Source organism: Kaistella polysaccharea, from assembly GCF_020410745.1.
GTDB lineage: Bacteria > Bacteroidota > Bacteroidia > Flavobacteriales > Weeksellaceae > Kaistella > Kaistella polysaccharea.
On sequence record NZ_CP084528.1, the window covers coordinates 205501 to 221663 of the forward strand.

General features: G+C 34.7%; 17 protein-coding genes. 16 read left to right on the forward strand and 1 reads right to left on the reverse strand.

The annotated features are described in order from the left end of the window. Positions 1–49 precede the first annotated feature (49 nt). From atpG to LC814_RS00910, 4 genes are all read left to right on the forward strand, one after another. Entirely contained in the window at positions 50–907 is an 858-nt protein-coding gene (atpG, locus tag LC814_RS00895) for an ATP synthase F1 subunit gamma (RefSeq protein ID WP_226064472.1), read from the forward strand. 143 nt (positions 908–1050) lie between these two features. Then, positions 1051–2409 carry a hemolysin family protein gene (locus tag LC814_RS00900; RefSeq protein WP_226064473.1) on the forward strand — a complete coding sequence of 453 codons (1359 nt, stop codon included), beginning with the start codon at positions 1051–1053 and terminating at the stop codon, positions 2407–2409. A gap of 32 nt (positions 2410–2441) precedes the next feature. Further along, positions 2442–2759: an ATP-dependent Clp protease adaptor ClpS gene (locus LC814_RS00905; protein ID WP_226064474.1), complete on the forward strand. Its 318-nt coding sequence runs from the start codon at positions 2442–2444 to the stop codon at positions 2757–2759. A gap of 42 nt (positions 2760–2801) precedes the next feature. After that, on the forward strand, positions 2802–3458 hold the full coding sequence (locus tag LC814_RS00910) for a rhomboid family intramembrane serine protease (RefSeq protein ID WP_226064475.1): 657 nt from the start codon (positions 2802–2804) through the stop codon (positions 3456–3458). Between the two features lie 351 nt (positions 3459–3809). Here the strand turns inward: LC814_RS00910 and prmC are convergent, their stop codons facing one another. Continuing rightward, on the reverse strand, positions 3810–4667 hold the full coding sequence (prmC, locus tag LC814_RS00915) for a peptide chain release factor N(5)-glutamine methyltransferase (RefSeq protein WP_226064476.1): 858 nt from the start codon (positions 4665–4667) through the stop codon (positions 3810–3812). A 153-nt stretch (positions 4668–4820) separates the two neighbouring features. Between prmC and LC814_RS00920 the strand changes: the two genes are divergently transcribed. From LC814_RS00920 to hisA, 12 genes are all read left to right on the forward strand, one after another. Then, entirely contained in the window at positions 4821–5360 is a 540-nt protein-coding gene (locus LC814_RS00920; protein WP_226064477.1) for a C40 family peptidase, read from the forward strand. A 36-nt stretch (positions 5361–5396) separates the two neighbouring features. Further along, a complete protein-coding gene (locus tag LC814_RS00925) occupies positions 5397–6209 on the forward strand; it encodes a 2,3,4,5-tetrahydropyridine-2,6-dicarboxylate N-succinyltransferase (RefSeq protein WP_226065839.1) in 813 nt (270 codons plus the stop codon). Between the two features lie 13 nt (positions 6210–6222). After that, entirely contained in the window at positions 6223–7398 is a 1176-nt protein-coding gene (locus LC814_RS00930; protein WP_226065841.1) for a glycosyltransferase family 87 protein, read from the forward strand. A gap of 4 nt (positions 7399–7402) precedes the next feature. Next, positions 7403–8332, forward strand: coding sequence for a glycosyltransferase family 2 protein (locus tag LC814_RS00935; RefSeq protein ID WP_226064478.1), 930 nt, complete (start codon positions 7403–7405; stop codon positions 8330–8332). Between the two features lie 2 nt (positions 8333–8334). Further along, complete coding sequence (locus LC814_RS00940; RefSeq protein ID WP_226064479.1) at positions 8335–9111, forward strand: polysaccharide deacetylase family protein; 777 nt, start codon at positions 8335–8337, stop codon at positions 9109–9111. After that, positions 9108–10211 (forward strand): glycosyltransferase family 4 protein, encoded by a 1104-nt coding sequence (locus LC814_RS00945; protein ID WP_226064480.1) that lies wholly within the window; start codon positions 9108–9110, stop codon positions 10209–10211. Before LC814_RS00940 ends, LC814_RS00945 begins: the two co-directional genes overlap by 4 nt. 222 nt (positions 10212–10433) lie before the next feature. Continuing rightward, a complete protein-coding gene (gene hisG / locus LC814_RS00950; protein ID WP_226064481.1) occupies positions 10434–11291 on the forward strand; it encodes an ATP phosphoribosyltransferase in 858 nt (285 codons plus the stop codon). Positions 11292–11302: 11 nt separating this feature from the next. Next, positions 11303–12598 carry a histidinol dehydrogenase gene (gene hisD / locus LC814_RS00955; protein ID WP_226064482.1) on the forward strand — a complete coding sequence of 432 codons (1296 nt, stop codon included), beginning with the start codon at positions 11303–11305 and terminating at the stop codon, positions 12596–12598. Continuing rightward, complete coding sequence (gene hisC / locus LC814_RS00960; protein ID WP_226064483.1) at positions 12588–13613, forward strand: histidinol-phosphate transaminase; 1026 nt, start codon at positions 12588–12590, stop codon at positions 13611–13613. The genes hisD and hisC overlap by 11 nt, the downstream gene beginning before the upstream one ends. A 2-nt stretch (positions 13614–13615) precedes the next feature. Further along, positions 13616–14710: a bifunctional histidinol-phosphatase/imidazoleglycerol-phosphate dehydratase HisB gene (gene hisB, locus LC814_RS00965; protein ID WP_226064484.1), complete on the forward strand. Its 1095-nt coding sequence runs from the start codon at positions 13616–13618 to the stop codon at positions 14708–14710. Continuing rightward, positions 14707–15288: an imidazole glycerol phosphate synthase subunit HisH gene (gene hisH / locus LC814_RS00970; RefSeq protein WP_226064485.1), complete on the forward strand. Its 582-nt coding sequence runs from the start codon at positions 14707–14709 to the stop codon at positions 15286–15288. The genes hisB and hisH overlap by 4 nt, the downstream gene beginning before the upstream one ends. Before the next feature lie 160 nt (positions 15289–15448). Further along, positions 15449–16162, forward strand: a complete 714-nt coding sequence (gene hisA, locus LC814_RS00975) for a 1-(5-phosphoribosyl)-5-[(5-phosphoribosylamino)methylideneamino]imidazole-4-carboxamide isomerase (RefSeq protein WP_226064486.1) — start codon at positions 15449–15451, stop codon at positions 16160–16162. Position 16163 lies beyond the last annotated feature (1 nt).

Here is a 16163-nt window from a genome sequence, read left to right on the forward strand (position 1 = left end):
CAAAGATTTTAATATTTGAATACTGAATTTTAAACTTTGACTTCAGAGAATGGCAAACTTAAAGGAAATACGAGGAAGGATTACTTCGATCTCTTCAACAATGCAAATCACGAGTGCGATGAAAATGGTTTCCGCTGCGAAACTAAAGAAAGCCACCGATGCTATTGTGATGTTGAGACCTTACTCAGAAAAATTACAGGAAATCATTGAGAACGTAAGTTCTACAACTGATCTTGAAGGCGTATCAACATACACCGAAGCAAGAGAAGTTAAAAAAGTGCTTTATATTGTAGTGACTTCTAATAAGGGACTTGCAGGTGCATTTAATTCATCGGTGATTAAACAGCTTAATCACGCTTTGGCAAATACTACTGAAGAAATTGAAATTCTGACGGTTGGTAAAAAAGTTTATGATGCCGTTCGTCGCAGTAAAAAAGTATACGACAATCAAAGTGCTATTTTTGATGGAATGAGTTTCGAAGTCGTTTCTAATTTCGTGGAAAACGTAATGAGAGATTACCGCGAAGGCAGCTTCGACAAAGTATATGTGATTTACAATAAATTTGTAAATGCAGCTACACAGGAAGTTAAAACTGAGCAGGTTCTCCCCATAAAAATGCCGGAGAAGAAAGAAGCTTTGAATACCGATTATCTTTTTGAGAAAAGTGCAAAGGAAATATTGGATGTTTTAATGCCAAAATCCATTAAAACTCAAATCTATAAATCGATTTTAGATTCAGTTGCATCGGAGCACGGCGCTCGTATGACTGCCATGCATAAAGCAACAGACAATGCTGAAGCCCTTAGAAATGATTTGAAAATATTTTATAATAAAGCCCGTCAGGCAGCGATTACAAATGAAATTTTAGAAATTGTAGGTGGAGCAGAAGCATTGAAGAATTCTTAAAACACTTAATTTACTTTTAAATACAAAGAACACTGGTAATTATCAGTGTTCTTTTTTATGTAATAAATTTATTTCCAGCATAATATATAAATAATAATTCGTAAATTTATGTATCTTTGTAGCAATATTTTTTAAATTTCTAAATGGATTCGGACATACTCAAGCTTGTACTAGCTGTATTCTTAGTATTACTCAATGGTTTTTTCGTAGCCGCAGAATTCTCAATCGTTAAAGTTCGTTACTCCCAAATCCAGCTGAAAGCAGCAGAAGGTCATTCTATGGCCAAACAGGCAGAGCACATCATCAAACATCTTGATGAATATCTTTCTGCTACGCAATTGGGAATTACGCTAGCATCTTTAGGATTAGGTTTTGTGGGTGAAAGCGCCTTACATCATATTTTCGAAAACTTATTTAAATATTTTGATCTTGCCGTCGCACCTGCGACCGTTACAACAATATCGTTGGTATCTAGTTTTTTACTGATCACCGTAATGCATATCGTTTTCGGAGAACTTATTCCTAAATCTATTGCGATAAGAAAATCTGAATCTACGACAATGTTTATTGCTGCGCCGTTGCGAATTTTTTATACGGTTTTTAAACCATTTATTTGGTCGATGAATCATATGTCGAATGCTTTTTTGCGTTTGATAAAAATTCATCCTGCTTCAGACCAGGAAATTCACTCGACTGAAGAATTACAATTGCTGGTAAAGCAATCTGCAGATTCGGGCGCGATTGAAGAAGAGAATTACGAAATCATAAAAAATGCTTTTGATTTTACAGATCATTCTGCGAAACAAATTATGGTGCCTCGACAGAACATTTCTTCTATTGATTTAGATGAACCTGTTGAAGATATTATATCGGTCATCATGGAAGGTGGTTATTCCAGACTTCCGGTTTACAGAGATTCAATTGATAATATCATCGGGATATTTTATGCGAAAGAAATTATCCGTGAATATGTAAAGCGAAAAGGGGTAATCAATCATGCAGATTTAGAAGACTTAATGCGCGATCCATTTTTTGTGGTCGGCAGCAAAAAGATTTCTGATTTACTGAAAGTTTTTCAACAGAAAAAGCAGCATTTAGCAGTTGTAATTGATGAGTTTGGTGGGACAGAAGGAATTGTAACACTAGAAGATATCTTAGAAGAATTGGTAGGTGAAATTCAGGATGAGGAAGATGATGAAGAGCGAATAGTAGATAAAGTTGGCGAAAATGTTTTTTGGGTAAAGGCCACACAACCTTTAGATGAAATTAATGAAAGCTTACCAAAAATGTTCCCACTTTCAGAAGACGGTGAATACAACACTTTAGCCGGATTTATATTACACGAGTTGCAGGATATTCCAGAAGAAAATCAAGAATTTAATATCAATGATTATCACGTAAAAATTCTGAAAATGCAGAATAAAAGTGTTGATTTAATTGAATTGACTTACGAAGAACCAAGCATCATTAATGATTTTGCGAATGAAATTGGAGAAATTTAATTTAAAGAATATAATTTTTAAAATTAAAGAGAATGGGTTTACATTATAATATTCCAGTAAATATCAAGGATTACGAAAATCCGCAGCGGGAATACGAAGAAGACGTTGCAGTCTTAGAAAAGGAGGACGACGTCTATAAAATAATTTTATGGAATGACGATGTCAATTCCTTTGATTACGTGATCGATGCGCTGGTAGAGATTTGCGAACATACTCTGGAGCAAGCCGAACAATGTACTTTTCTGGTTCATTACAAAGGCAAATGTACCGTAAAAACCGGGAGTTTAGAAAAACTAAAACCCATGCACGAAAAATTATTAGCGCGAAGTTTAACTTCAGAACTAGTTTAAACCAAAGTTTCGGATTTCGAAACTTTTATTTTGTAATAAATTATGAGTCCAGTTTTATTGATCATTATTGCAGCTACGGCGATCATCAGTTATATCGCGTTCAGCAATCAAAGTATTTTCGAGAAGTATAAGTTCAACGTCGGCGCCATTTTGCGCGACAAAGAATATGTACGCTTAATTTCTGCCGGTTTTTTACATGCAGATTTAATGCACTTGTTGTTCAACATGATGACGCTCTACTTCTTCGGACCGATCGTTATTGATGTTTTCGGTACGGTTGGCTTTTTAATCGTGTACTTTGGATCAATTTTATTAGGAAATATTTTTAGTCTTTATCTCTACAAAAATCAATCTTGGTATTCTGCGATTGGCGCGAGTGGCGGCGTTTCCGGGATTTTATTTGCATCTATTGCTATGATTCCTGATCTTGGTTTGTATCTTTTCTTTATTCCCATCGCCATTCCGGGCTATATTTTCGGAACGCTTTATTTCGCCTATTCGGTTTATATGATGTTAAATCCAAGACAGCAAGATAATATCGGCCATGCCGCGCATTTGGGTGGCGCATTTTTCGGATTGGTATATGCGATTGCGGTGCAACCTGAAAGAGCTCTGGAAAACGCTTTATTTTTAGGAATTATGTCGCTGCCGTTGATTTACATGGCGTATATGGTTTTCGTGAAAAAGAAGATCGGTTAATTTTTTAGGAGCCCGGAGATTTTTTCTTCGTCCGAAGATTCTACCCGTTTTCCGCTGCAATCTTTTTTACAATTCTTTATCAAGTATTGTAAAAAAGGATTTCCACTACAACCGGGGCTAAAATTTCAGGCAGTTTTTCTTACAAAGATTTTAAGAAATTCTTTCACTTCTTAGCGTAATTAATTCTACTAACACCATTTTTGTCATTCTGACGAAGAAAGAATCTCTAAGTCAAAGACGTAAAATTGTTGGATAATTTTTTTTCTTGGCAAAAGTTATTTCTAGATTCTTTTGGCGCTCGCTTCGCTCGCGCCAAATTCTCATCTCTAAACTATCACCGCTCAACTAATTTTACTTTCTCCCCCAAACAAACCTTTCATTCCCCGACAAATCCTTTATTAATTCAGCTTCTTTCAAAACATCCGTAAAAAGTTCCAAAGTTTCTTTTCCTAACTTCTGGTTGATTTCCAGAAAAACTAAACCGTTTTCAGCCAGATGGCTTTTGCAATCTTCCGCAATCTTTTCGTAGAAAATCAACGCATTTGAAGTTGGAGAAAACAACGCCATTTTCGGCTCAAACTCTTTTACCGAATCTGCGATTTCACTTTCTTCCTCAATTCCAATATAAGGCGGATTAGAAATTATGACATCGTAAACCTCGGTTAAATTTTCATTCAAATAATCCTGATGAATAAAATTAATTTCCACTTCATGAAAATCTGCATTTCTTTGGGCGGTTTTTAAGGCATCTTTTGAAAAATCTAAAGCCGAAACTTGTGCTTTCGGAAAATATTTCTTTAACACAATCGGAATAATTCCAGATCCAGTTCCAATATCTAAAATCTTGCAGCTTGAATCTTGGCGCTTTAATCTTGCATCTTGAATCTTCGCTATCGCCAGTTCCAATAATTCTTCAGTTTCCGGTCTCGGAATTAAAACATGTTCATCCACAAAAAATTTACTTCCATAAAATTCAGTTTCTCCCAATATCTGCTGGTAGGGCTGGCCCATTTTTAGACGTGAAATTGCCGTTTTAAAATCCGAAATTTGGTCTGAAGTTATTTCAAGTTGCATTTCTTGTCTTTGTTGAAACGAATTTAAGCCCAGTTTATTTTCTCCAAAAATCTCGAATAAGACTTTGCGTTCCTGTTCAGAATATTTGTTTGCTATTTCATTCATGAAGTATGCTTTCAATTCTCCGAGATTCATCTTTGTTATTTTAAATTTTAAATATAATCGCTTTTTAGCACAAAACAAAGAATAATTTAAGATGCGAAGTCCTGCGCATTGCACCATTTTACTAATAAATATGAGGTCTTGAAAAATAATTTCAGTATTTTTGAAAAAATTGGTTAATTGAAAATGAAGAAATATTTGATAATGACTTTCTCCGCCGCAGTTTTACTTTCATGTGGTTCGTCTAAAAAAGTAGTTGTGAAAAGAGAAGCACCTACAAAAACCGTAAAACGTGTTGATAATCTTAAGGTGCTGGAGTCTAATTATTCCGGAAATAATTCTGCTTTGGTGAGCGAGTTAATTAAAGATGCGCATAAATATTTGGGTGCGCCGTATAAGTATGCGGGAAACACATCTTCTGGTTTCGATTGTTCGGGATTGGTGGTAAAAGTTTTTGATGAAAATAAATTCGATTTACCGCGTCGTTCCGAAGATCAGTCGAAAAAAGGAGTAGAAATAAAAATTAAAGAAGCCAAACCCGGTGACCTGATTTTTTTCGCCACTTCAGGCGGAAGCCGCGTCACCCACGTAGGAATCGTAAATGATATCGGCCGCGATGGTGAAGTGAAATTTATACATGCGTCCACTTCTAAAGGAGTTATTATTTCCTCGCTTAACGAAAAATATTGGAACAATGCCTACCTTTTCGCACGAAGAGTTTTGTAAATTTGTGTCTATAGAAATTTAAAATAATACAAAAAACTGATGTTACAGCAAACCATAGAAAATATCTGGGATAACCGGGAATTACTTCAAAACGAAGACAGCAAAAAATCAATCCGCGAAGTGATCCGACAGCTCGATTTGGGCGAACTTCGCGTTGCGGAACCTACCGAGAACGGCTGGAAAGTAAATGAATGGGTGAAGAAAGCAGTCGTCATGTATTTTCCTATTCAAAAAATGGAAACCATTGAAGTCGGTCCTTTTGAATTCCACGATAAAATGCCTTTGAAAAGAGGTTACGCTGAAAAAGGAGTTCGCGTTGTGCCACATGCTGTGGCGAGAGAAGGCGCTTACATTGCTCCAGGAGTAATATTGATGCCTTCTTATGTAAATATCGGCGCGTATGTAGATTCAGGTACAATGGTCGATACCTGGGCAACAGTTGGCAGTTGTGCACAAATAGGAAAAGATGTTCACTTGAGTGGTGGAGTAGGAATTGGTGGCGTTTTAGAACCTTTGCAAGCTGCGCCTGTGATTATTGAAGATAATGTTTTCGTTGGTTCAAGATGTATTGTTGTTGAAGGTGTTCACGTTGAAAGAGAAGCGGTTCTAGGAGCGAATGTAGTGTTAACTGCTTCTACAAAAATTATCGATGTTACAGGTGAAACTCCAGTTGAAATCAAAGGCAGAGTTCCCGCAAGATCGGTTGTAATCCCGGGGAGCTACACGAAAAAATTTCCCGCCGGTGAATTTCAAGTTCCTTGCGCTTTAATCATTGGACAAAGAAAAGAATCAACAGATAAGAAAACATCATTAAACGATGCGTTGAGAGAAAATAATGTAGCGGTTTAATTGCTCGCACAACATCCCCTTGAAAAATAAATTTTTTAAATTCATAGCAAATCCCAAATATATTTTTGGGATTTATTTGCTTGTTTCCATCATTTCCGCGATTACAAAATTCCGTGCCGGTCCCGAGAAGTATAACAATTACATGATTTTTAAAAATGTTTTTACCAATACTTTAGCCGAGAAAAATATTTATCTTTTATATCCAGATGTTCACTTTGATTCAAATCATTATGGCGTCTTCTTCAGCGTTTTAATTGCGCCTTTTGCATTATTACCAGACTGGTTGGGAATAATTTTATGGAATCTCGCAAATACTTCAATTTTTCTTTTCGCCATTCATAAACTACCGTTTTCCAGTGCTAAAAAAGCTTTTTTCGCTTGGCTTTGTTTACAGGAATTTATCACTGCAGCGGTTAGTTTGCAGTTTAATATCGCTTTGACAGGCTTATTAATCTTATCCGCCGTTTATATTTATGAACGCAAAGAAACACAATCAGCCTTTTCAATTTTAGTCGGATTTTTTGTTAAACTATATGGAATTGCTGGACTTTCGGCGTTTTTCTTCATCAAAAATAAATGGAAATTTGGACTATCTTTTTTAGGAATTGGTATTTTATTTTTAATAGTACCGATGTTGATTTCAAGTCCACATTTTGGACTGCAATCTTACGCAGATTGGTTTCAATCTTTATCTGAAAAAAATACGTCTAATCAAATCTTAGGGAATCGTCAGGATTACTCTTTGATGGGAATCGTAAGACGAATTTCTGGAAATGCCGATATTTCTAATCTGACATTTTTACTTCCCGGAATTGTTGTTTTTTGCCTCCCGTATCTGAGAATTAGTCAGTTTAAAACTCTTTCTTTTCAGCTCATGATTTTAGCTTCTACACTTCTGTTTATCGTACTTTTTAGTTCCAGTTCAGAATCGCCTACTTTTATCATTGCTGTTGCAGGCGTCATGATTTGGTTTGTTATGCAGAAAGAAAAATCACCGCTCATAATTGGTTTATTAATCTTTGTAATGATTTTAACCTGTTTTTCATTTTCTGATTTATTTCCAAAATTTCTCAAAGACGAATATATTATGAAATATTCCTTGAAAGCGTTACCTTGTTGTGTCGTTTGGTTCCGCGTGATCTACGAACTGCTGACCAAAGATTTTGAAAATGATTACAAATTAGATTAGAAAAGTGAAGAAAATTTCGATCGTAATTCCAGCACATAATGAAGAAGATAATATTGCCTTAATTCATCATCGAATTAAAGATGTTTTTCGTACGCTTGACAATTACCGCTCCGAAATTATTTTTGTAAATGATGGAAGTCGTGATTTAACGCAGAAAAATATAGAAAAGTTGGCCCTCGAAAATGAGGAAATAAAATTTATTGAATTTTCGCGAAACTTCGGTCATCAACCTGCTGTAAAAGCCGGAATTGATTACTCTACAGGGAATGCCGTAATTTCCATGGATGCCGATTTACAACATCCGCCCGAACTCATTCCAGATTTAATTAAAAAGTGGGAAGAAGGTTTTGACATTGTTTATACGATTCGAAAATATCCAACTGAAATTTCATATTTTAAAAGAAAAACCTCTCATTTTTATTATAAATTGTTGTCCAGCCTTTCAGATGTTAATTTGGTGAAAGGTGGTGGTTCAGATTTCAGATTGATGGATTCTTCCGTTGTTGAAGTGGTTCGCAATATGAATGAATCTGATATTTTCCTTCGTGGTCTATCAACCTGGATGGGTTTTCGTCAAACGGGAGTACATTTTACCGCAGGTGAAAGAACTTCGGGTGAAAGCAGTTATAACCTTCATAAAATGATGAAATTTGCTTTTACAGGAATTACAGCATTTAGTGTTCGCCCATTATATTTGGCAGCATATTTAGGCTTTTTGTTTTCTGCAATTGCAGTTGTAGGATACCTTATTTACGTGATTCACGCATTAACAAAACATACGGAAATATCCGGCTGGGCTTCCCTAATTATGACCGTTGTATTTTTTGGTGGAGTTCAACTCATCATTCTTGGAATCATCGGAATTTATCTGGGAAAAATTTTTAAACAGGTGAAGGAAAGACCCAATTATATCATTCGTTCCAAAAATTTTTGATAATGATTTTACTGAGTTTTGATATTGAAGAATTTGATATGCCATTTGAGTATAAAGGTGATATTTCATTTGAGGAGCAGCTTTCTATATCAAGAAAAGGATTGAAAAATATCTTGGAATTATTAAAAAAGCACGAAGCAAAAGCCACTTTTTTTTCAACCGTTGTTTTTGCTGAAAATAATAAAGGTTTAATCATACAACTTTTAGAAGAAGGTCACGAATTGGCTTCTCACACTTGGTTTCATTCAAAATTTGAAATTGAAGATTTAAAGAGGTCTCGTGAAAAATTGATGGAACTTTTCAACACCAATATCACTGGACTTCGAATGCCGCGAATGATGAAGGTTGATGAAAAAGAAGTTGAAAAAGCCGGGTATTCTTATAATTCATCTGTGAATCCAACTTTTCTTCCCGGAAGATATAATAATTTAAAAGTGTCGAGAACCTATTTTAAAGAAGGAAATGTGATACAAATTCCGGCTTCCGTATCGCCGAATTTCAGAATTCCTTTGTTTTGGTTGAGTTTTCATAATTTCCCTCTAAGTTTCTATAAAAAACTGGCGAAAGATGTTTTGAAGAAAGACAATTATCTGAATGTTTATTTTCATCCGTGGGAATTTGCGGAAATTAAAGATGAAAAATTTAAACTTCCTGCTTTTACAACCAAAAACTCCGGAAAGGAAATGGTCGAAAGATTTGATCAGTTTTTATTGTTCTTAAAGAAATCCGGATATCAATTCAGAACTTTTCAGGAATTTCAAAATAGTATAAAGTCATGAAAATTGCTTTTGACGGGAAACGCTTCTTCAATAACAACTCAGGTTTAGGAAACTATTCTCGCGATTTGGTCCGGATTTTAGCGACTTATTTTCCGGAGAATGAGTATGTTCTTCTAAATAAAGACCAGTCCCAAAAAGGGAAAGACGTAGTGAAAATGCCCAATGTGTCTTTTGTGGAAACTTCGAAAGGAACAATGTCCCGACAGTTCAAAATGGGTAAAGATGCACAGCAAATCACTGCTGATATTTTCCATGGACTTTCCGGCGAATTGCCTTTAAAATGGAAAGATAAACCCATTAAAAAGATTGTCACCATTCATGATTTAATCTTCTTTAGATTTCCTCAATATTATTCTTTCTTTGATCGAAAAGTTCATTTCTGGAAATTTAAAAAAGCCGCGGAAAAAGCCGATTTAATCATCGCAATTTCAGAACAGACTAAGCGGGATATTATTCATTTTTTAAAAGTTCCGGAAGAAAAGATAAGAGTTGTTTATCAAGGTTGTCATCATGCTTTTAAGGAAATTCAAAGTGAAGACTTTTTAATTAAAATAAAAGAAAAATACAATTTACCCGAAAGATTTATTTTAAATGTAGGAACTATTGAAGCCAGAAAAAACCTTTTAAACATCGTAAAAGCCATTGATGGAACTGGAATTCCATTGGTTGTAATTGGTAAAAAGACTAAATATTTTAATAAAGTAGAAAAGGTTCTAAAGAAAAATAAATTAGAAAATCAGGTTCAGTTCCTGGAAAATGTTTCAATGGAAGAATTGGCCGCCATTTATAAACTGGCCGATATTTTCGTTTACCCAAGTTTTTTCGAAGGTTTCGGAATTCCTGTTATTGAATCTCTTTTCTCTGGAACGGTAGTGATTACAAGTAACCTAAGTTGTCTCCCAGAAGCAGGTGGCGAGAATTCAGCTTACATAAATCCGCACAATTTCGAAGACATTAAAGCCAAGATCATTTTTCTCTGGAATAACGAATCTGAAAGAAATCGAAGAGCAGAAAAAAGTTTAGGTTTTGTTCAGAAATTTAATGATCAAGAAATTGCTAAAAATTTGTACGCTGTTTATCAGGAAGTTATGTTAAAATAAAAATAATTTCTTGCAGGTTAAATTTTTTATCAGTTATATTTGCACCGTTAAAACAACATGAAAAGTACATTCGCTTTATTCCATCATCATCATCTCATCTAAAGACGAGTTGATTTAATGTGGTCCAAAGTGACTTAAAATAATAAAAACCGTCTGAACAGAGACGGTTTTTTTTGTATCCAAAATTAAAGCATTTGTTCAGGCACCAATTTGAAATTGAACATGAACAAATTAAAAATTGCCCTTCAAAAAAGCGGACGGTTAAGCGAAAAGTCCCTCGAACTTGTAAAAGAATGTGGAATTAAAATTCCCGATTTTAAAAGCAAACTGAAAAATTCAGCGACCAATTTTCCTTTAGAAATTCTTTTTCTTCGTGATGATGATATTCCGAAATATGTAGAACAAGGCATTGTCGATATTGGGATTATCGGTGAAAACGAAGTTTTGGAACAAAATAAAAATGTTGACTTAGTAAGAAAGCTGGGTTTTGCGAATTGTCGTTTATCACTGGCAATTCCGAAAGATCAAGAATATACGGATTTAAGTTTTTTCGATCAGAAGAAAATTGCAACATCTTATCCATCTATCCTTAAAAATTATTTCGATAAGAATAATATCAATGCCGAAATTGTTGAAATTTCCGGTAGTGTGGAAATCGCGCCAAGTATTGGTTTAGCAGACTCCATTGCTGATTTGGTAAGTTCCGGAAGTACTTTATTACACAACGGATTGAAAGAAGTGGAGCAGGTTTTAAAAAGTGAAGCCGTTTTAATTTCCAGCCAAAATCTTCCTGATGATATTTCAATTATTCTGGAATCTTTTCTTTTCCGAATTCAAGCTGTGATTAATTCCCGTGAGAACAAATATATTTTGCTCAATGCTCCAAACGATTCTATCGAAAAAATAATTGAAATTTTGCCAGGCATGAAATCTCCAACGGTTTTACCTTTAGCAGAATCTGGATGGAGTAGTATCCACTCTGTCGTTCGCGAAAATGAATTCTGGAAAATTATCGATGAGTTGAAAAAGTTTGGAGCCGAAGGTATCTTGGTGATTCCAATCGAAAAAATGGTTTTGTAATTTAATTGATCATGAAAAATATAATTAAATATCCGGCGCAAAATACGTGGGAAAGTTTGCTACAAAGACCAACTCTTGAAAAGAAAGATTTAAGAAATACGGTTGAGGAAATTTTCTTAAACGTTAAAAATGCAAGAGATTCTGCCTTAAAAGAATTCTCGGAAAAATTTGATCAGGTTAATATTGAAAACTTATTGGTTTCTGAAGAAGAAATAGAATTAGCAATCAATTCAGTTTCAGATGAATTAAAGTCTGCAATTAATCAGGCTAAAGAAAACATCTATAAATTTCACGTTGCTCAAAAAGGAAGTACTGAAGAAATTGAAACCACAGAAGGAGTTCTTTGTTGGCGTGAATCTCGAGCGATTGAAAAAGTTGGATTATATATTCCAGGCGGAACAGCGCCACTTTTTTCAACGGTCTTAATGTTGGCTGTTCCCGCTCAAATTGCAGGTTGTAAAGAAGTGGTTCTTTGTACGCCACCACAAAAAGATGGTTCGATTAATCCGGCAATTTTATACACCGCGCAGTTGTGTGGAATTACAAAAATTTTTAAAGTTGGAGGTGCGCAAGCCATTGCAGCTTTAACTTTTGGAACAAAAAGTATTCCCAAAGTTGACAAGATTTTCGGTCCCGGAAATCAATATGTGACGCAAGCGAAACAATTGGCGATGGAATATAATGTCGCCATCGATTTACCAGCAGGACCAAGCGAAGTTTTGGTGATCGCTGATCAATCCGCAAATCCTGAATTTTGTGCCGCAGATTTATTGTCTCAAGCGGAACACGGATCTGATTCACAAGTCATTTTTATTTCGACCGACGAAATCATTTTTAATGAAACTTTAAAAGAAATTGAAAAACAGTTAGCTGAACTTCCAAGAAATGAAATTGCAAAATTAGCCTTAGAAAATAGCAGCTTTATTTTATTGAAATCTGTGGATGAAGCGCTTGAAATCAGTAATTTCTATGCACCTGAACATTTGATATTAGCAGTAGAAAATCCGAGAAGTTATATTTCGAAAATTACAAACGCAGGTTCTATTTTCGTTGGAAATTACACGCCGGAATCAGCCGGAGATTATGCAAGCGGAACCAATCATACTTTGCCAACAAACGGTTTTGCTAAAAATTATAGTGGCGTTTCCCTCGACAGTTTTGTGAAGAAAATAACCATTCAGGAAATTTCAAAAATAGGACTGAAGAATATGGGAAAAACTATAGAAGTTATGGCAGAAGCGGAAGGTTTGAACGCTCACAAAAATGCAGTTTCACTTCGCTTAAAATCTTTAGAAAATGGAATTTAATTTAAACAAAATGATTCGTACGCATTTGGCTGGAGTGAAATCTTACCAAACTTTGCGCGATTCTTATATTGATAAACAAGCGGTTTATTTGGATGCGAATGAAAGTCCGTTTGGTGAATTTAACCGATATCCGGACGGTGATCCAATTCAGTTAAAAAAGAAATTGGCCGAAATTAATCTAGCAAAAACCGAAAATTTATTCTTAGGAAATGGAAGCGATGAATTGATCGATTTGACCATGCGTATTTTCTGCGAACCAGCGGAAGATTCCATTCTTATTATGAATCCGAGTTTTGTGATGTACGAAATTTACGCAAAAATGAATAATGTAAAGGTTGAAAAACTAGAGCTGAATTCAGATTTTGAATTAGAGAAAGATAAGTTTTTAGATACAATTTCTACAAGTCAAGCTAAAGTTTTATTTCTATGTTCACCTAATAATCCAACCGGAAATTCGATTGACGATTTAGAATTTTATATTCAAAATTTTAATGGAATAGTAGTCGTTGATGAAGCGTATATTGAGTTTTCTCCAGAAGATTCTGCGGTCAAATTATTAAATAAATATCCAAACTTAATTGTTTTAAAAACTTTATCAAAAGCTTTTGGAATGGCAGGTTTACGAATTGGAGTTGGATTTGCCTCAGTAGAAATTTCTAGTTTGTTCATAAAGTTAAAACCGCCTTATAACATCAGTTCGGAAAGTCAGAGATTGGCTTTGGAGCAATTGAATCAAGTGGAAGAAATCGAAAATAACATCGCTTTCATTCTGGAAGAAAAGGAAAAATTGAAAAAAGGATTAAAGCAAATTAAAGAGATCGTAAAAATATATCCTTCCGATGCTAATTTTTTCCTCATTGAATTTAAGGATGCACAATTGATCTATCAGAAATTATTAGAAAAAAGTGTTTTGACAAGTTTAAGACATCCAAGTTTAAAAAACTGCCTTCGAATAAGTGTTGGAACAGCTGAAGAAAATTCAGAACTATTAAAGGTACTATCAGAAATAAACTAATCATGCAAAAAGTATTATTCATTGACCGCGACGGAACTATAATTATTGAACCGCCGACAGATTTACAGGTAGATTCTTTAGAAAAATTAGAATTTTATCCAAAAGTGATTCAGAATTTAGCCAAGATTGTGAAAGAGTTGGATTACGAATTGGTTATGGTTACGAATCAAGATGGTTTGAGTACAGATTCTTTTCCGGAAAAAGATTTCAGAATCCCACAGGAGAAAATGTTGAAAACTTTAGCCAATGAAAATATTATTTTTTCAGATATTTTAATTGATAATAGTTTTGAATCTGAAAATTCGCCCAACAGAAAACCACGGACCGGATTGCTTCAAAAATATATTTATGGACATTACGATTTGAAAAACTCCTTTGTTATCGGTGATCGAAAAACAGATGTCGAGTTGGCAAAAAATCTCGGAACACAATCAATTTTCATTTCTGATGAGAATTTTGATAATGCGACTTTAACTACTAAAAATTGGGACGAAATTTATCAATATTTAAAGCAGATTCCTCGCAAAGCGAAAGTCAATCGAAAAACCAAAGAAACGGAGATTTCAATTGAATTGAATCTGGATGGAAGTGGAAAATCGAATATCAACACCGGTTTAGCTTTCTTTGATCACATGCTGGAACAGATTTCAAAACACGGAAATTTCGATTTAGAAGTTAATGTTAATGGTGATTTAGAAGTCGATGAGCATCACACGATTGAAGATACGGCTTTGGTTTTGGGAACTTGTTTTGAGCAAGCTCTGGGATCGAAAAAAGGTATTGAAAGATATGCTTTTGCTTTACCAATGGACGATTGTTTAGCGCAAGTCGCTCTCGATTTCGGGGGAAGAAATTGGTTAGTTTGGAATGTAGATTTTAAAAGAGAAAAAATTGGTGATGTTCCAACAGAATTGTTTTATCACTTCTTTAAATCATTTACAGATACGGGAAAATGTAATCTCAACATTCAATGTGAAGGCGAGAATGAACACCACAAAATTGAATCGATCTTTAAAGCATTTGCAAAGGTTTTACGGGATGCAGTGAAGCGAGACGATAATAATTTCTCCATCCCAAGTACCAAAGGAATATTATGATAGCGATTATTGATTATGTGGCGGGAAATGTGAAATCCGTTGAAAATGCCGTGAGAAAGTTGGGTTATGAAACCTTAATAACTTCAAATCCTGAAGAAATTAGAAATGCGGAAAAAGTTATTTTTCCTGGAGTTGGTGAAGCTTCAACGGCGATGATTTATTTGAAATCTTTAAAACTGGACGAATTAATTCCAACTTTACAACAACCTTTTTTAGGAATTTGTTTAGGACAACAATTATTGTGTGATTTTTCGGAAGAAGGAAATATAAAATGTCTCGGAATATTCGATTTGAAAGTAGAACAATTTCCCGCCACAGATATTGTTCCGCATATGGGTTGGAACAATTTGCAAAAGATGAGTGGTCAACTTTTAGACGGAATTTCTGAAGAAGATGATTTCTATTTTGTTCACAGTTATTATTGCGAAGTTGGAGAATATACGACTTCAGAATGTGATTATATTTTACCTTTCAGTGCGACTTTACAGAAAGATAATTTTTACGGAACTCAATTTCACCCGGAGAAATCAGGCGATTTTGGCTCAAAAATTCTCGAAAACTTTTTAAAACTAAAATAAAATTCATTAACCACAAAGTCACAAAAGGGAAAAGTGAAATTTGGTCATATTAAAGTGCGCAAAAGGTATAGCTGTTAAACTTTATACTTTTATGAACTTTTCTGTTGCTTTAAGAATTAAAAAACTTTTGTGCCTTTTGTGGTTTAAAAAATAATATAAAATGAAAATAATTCCAGCCATAGATATTATCGACGGAAAATGCGTTCGTCTTTCTAAAGGTGATTACGATACGAAAAAAATCTATCACGAAAACCCTCTGGATATTGCGAAAGAATATGAAACCAACGGAATCCAATATTTGCATTTGGTCGATCTGGATGGTGCAAAAACGAAAACCATTAAAAATTTAAAAACGTTAGAACTTCTCGCTTCTCAGACTAATTTAATTATTGATTTTGGTGGTGGAATCAAAACCCGTGAAAGTCTAGAAAGCGCTTTCAATGCAGGAGCAAATCAAGTGACGATTGGCAGTATCGCGGTGGAAAATCGGGAATTGTGCGAGGAATGGATCAAAGAATTTGGCGCAGAAAAACTAATTTTAGGCGCAGATTGTTTAGACCGAAAAGTGAAAACTTCAGGTTGGTTAGAAAATTCAGATCTTGATGTAATTGACTTTATTCAATCGTATCAAAAGAAGGGAATAAAAGACGTGATTTGCACCGATATTTCAAAAGATGGAATGCTGGAAGGACCTTCGATCGAACTATATCAAGAGATTTTAAATCAAAGCCAAGTTTCTTTAATCGCAAGTGGCGGAATTTCTACCCTGAAAGATTTAGATGATTTAAAAGAACAAGGTTGTTCCGGGGCCATCATCGGAAAAGCTTTATACGAAGGGAAAATTACTTTGAAAGAACTTCAAAAATTTTTATAAA

Excerpts from the sequence above, each read along its gene's own strand:
- atpG (WP_226064472.1), top strand. The coding sequence starts at position 50 with ATGGCAAACTTAAAGGAAATACGAGGAAGGATTACTTCGATCTCTTCA.
- LC814_RS00900 (WP_226064473.1), top strand. The coding sequence starts at position 1,051 with ATGGATTCGGACATACTCAAGCTTGTACTAGCTGTATTCTTAGTATTA.
- LC814_RS00905 (WP_226064474.1), top strand. The coding sequence starts at position 2,442 with ATGGGTTTACATTATAATATTCCAGTAAATATCAAGGATTACGAAAAT.
- LC814_RS00910 (WP_226064475.1), top strand. The coding sequence starts at position 2,802 with ATGAGTCCAGTTTTATTGATCATTATTGCAGCTACGGCGATCATCAGT.
- prmC (WP_226064476.1), bottom strand. The coding sequence starts at position 4,667 with ATGAATCTCGGAGAATTGAAAGCATACTTCATGAATGAAATAGCAAAC.
- LC814_RS00920 (WP_226064477.1), top strand. The coding sequence starts at position 4,821 with ATGAAGAAATATTTGATAATGACTTTCTCCGCCGCAGTTTTACTTTCA.
- LC814_RS00940 (WP_226064479.1), top strand. The coding sequence starts at position 8,335 with ATGATTTTACTGAGTTTTGATATTGAAGAATTTGATATGCCATTTGAG.
- LC814_RS00945 (WP_226064480.1), top strand. The coding sequence starts at position 9,108 with ATGAAAATTGCTTTTGACGGGAAACGCTTCTTCAATAACAACTCAGGT.
- hisG (WP_226064481.1), top strand. The coding sequence starts at position 10,434 with ATGAACAAATTAAAAATTGCCCTTCAAAAAAGCGGACGGTTAAGCGAA.
- hisD (WP_226064482.1), top strand. The coding sequence starts at position 11,303 with ATGAAAAATATAATTAAATATCCGGCGCAAAATACGTGGGAAAGTTTG.
- hisC (WP_226064483.1), top strand. The coding sequence starts at position 12,588 with ATGGAATTTAATTTAAACAAAATGATTCGTACGCATTTGGCTGGAGTG.
- hisB (WP_226064484.1), top strand. The coding sequence starts at position 13,616 with ATGCAAAAAGTATTATTCATTGACCGCGACGGAACTATAATTATTGAA.
- hisH (WP_226064485.1), top strand. The coding sequence starts at position 14,707 with ATGATAGCGATTATTGATTATGTGGCGGGAAATGTGAAATCCGTTGAA.
- hisA (WP_226064486.1), top strand. The coding sequence starts at position 15,449 with ATGAAAATAATTCCAGCCATAGATATTATCGACGGAAAATGCGTTCGT.